The organism is Helicobacter sp. 13S00477-4, assembly GCF_002272785.1.
Taxonomy (GTDB): Bacteria; Campylobacterota; Campylobacteria; order Campylobacterales; family Helicobacteraceae; genus Helicobacter_J.
In genome coordinates this window covers 1-1,644 of sequence record NZ_MLAS01000029.1, presented here as the reverse complement: position 1 = coordinate 1,644, position 1,644 = coordinate 1, and the positions used below count along the sequence as shown (strand labels likewise).

Sequence of the window (1,644 nt, the reverse complement as noted above, 5' to 3'; positions counted from 1 at the left end):
TTACCGCCTCATATCCCCTACCCCTTTTGCATCAAGAACCCTCAATGTCAATACCATCAATGGCAATAATGGAGTTTTCAGGTTGATGGCAGATGTGGATAGGGGCTTAATAGATACCATCAGGGCTACGAATGTGAATGGCAAAGAATACATCCAAATCTATCAAAATCCAAATAAGATTTCAATAGACACTGCAGGCAAGAATATGGTAGTAGCCCACGCTACCAATGTAGCAGATTCAGCTGGATTTGAAGGGATTGCTACGATCATTGGTCTGTATGATTATCTCCCTATTTTAGAACAAAGGACTGCTGCAGGGGGAGGAACAGATTGGATTTTATCTGCCATTGAAGCTAACCCCAATCAAACCGCCAAAAGTCTTTTCAATATCCTCTCACTCCCTTATCAAATCTATCGCCTCCAATCAGATAACCTGCATTCAAGGGTTGAGGATTTGCTTTATCCTCCCACCCTAAATGGGGCTTGGTTGAAAATCTCTGGAGGAGGGATATACACCAAACAACCTTTTTCCACCCCCACCACTCAAAATCTTTTTTATCATTTATCTGGAGGGTATGATTGGGGGAAAAACTTTGAAAATGAAAGGTATTTTTATGGTATCTCTTTAGATTACACCAAACTCTATGTTTCTGATAAAGGATTTGAAGGCAATGACAATGCTTTTGGTATTGGGGGTTATGTGGGCTATATCCATCAAGATGGTTGGGTCTTAGATGGGGGTTTGCAATATGTTTTCAATCCCATCAAAGCTAATCTATATCAAGCATCCAAACCTATTGAATTCAACAACCATCTTTTCATCCTTTCTGGGAGGGTGGGTTATAATATCTATCCAATATCTAAAACCCGTCAAAGAGTCATTGAACAATGTGTGCAAAAAGTATTTTGTCGCAATGGTATTTCTAATGTCCAAGTCAGGGATGATACTTTATACTTCCAACCTTTTGTTTCAATGAATACAGGTTATATCCCTTCTAATCATTTCTCTTTTACCGAACAACAATCCCTCTCAAATGTCAAAGCAAAAATAGATGGGACAATGGCATTCATTGCTAAGATAGGATTGTTAGGAGTCAAAAGATTTGATTATATGACTTCAGCCTTAAACCTCAAAGGTTTAGTTGATTATAGTTTTGACCTCAATACTGGAGGCAAAATGAGTTTGATTGATGATACCTTGCTTCCTTTATACAACAAACAAAATCAAAAACCTGATCATAGATTGGGTTTTGGCATTGGAGGGGAATGGTTATTTTTAGATGATAGCCTCAAGCTTTATGCAGATTTTAAAACAGAATTCTTTGGCAGGATAGATACTTATTGGTTAGTGAGTGCTGGTATCCGTTATAAGTTTGGTCAAACCCCTCAAAAACTACCTTCTCAAATCAATTATAGACCCAAACCTATGCAAACACAAAAAAACAAACCTTCTAGGTCAGAATCTTATTTCAAACCTTATCAAACACAACCAAAAAGAGATGAAGGTAGTTTTTATCAAAAGAATCATTTTAAATATAAAGAGGAGAAAACAAACCAAAGACCTAAAATCAAAACACAACCTCCAAGAATCAATAGGACACCTTCTAGCAGCAATAGAGTTTGGCAAAGTGTGAGACCGGGAGT

Annotated in this window: 1 protein-coding gene; it reads left to right on the top strand. The window is 37.5% G+C overall.

Annotated elements, in window-relative coordinates; genetic code table 11:
- A partial coding sequence (locus BKH44_RS08595) for an autotransporter outer membrane beta-barrel domain-containing protein (protein WP_143428339.1) occupies positions 1 to 1,644 on the top strand: 1,644 nt, incomplete at both ends.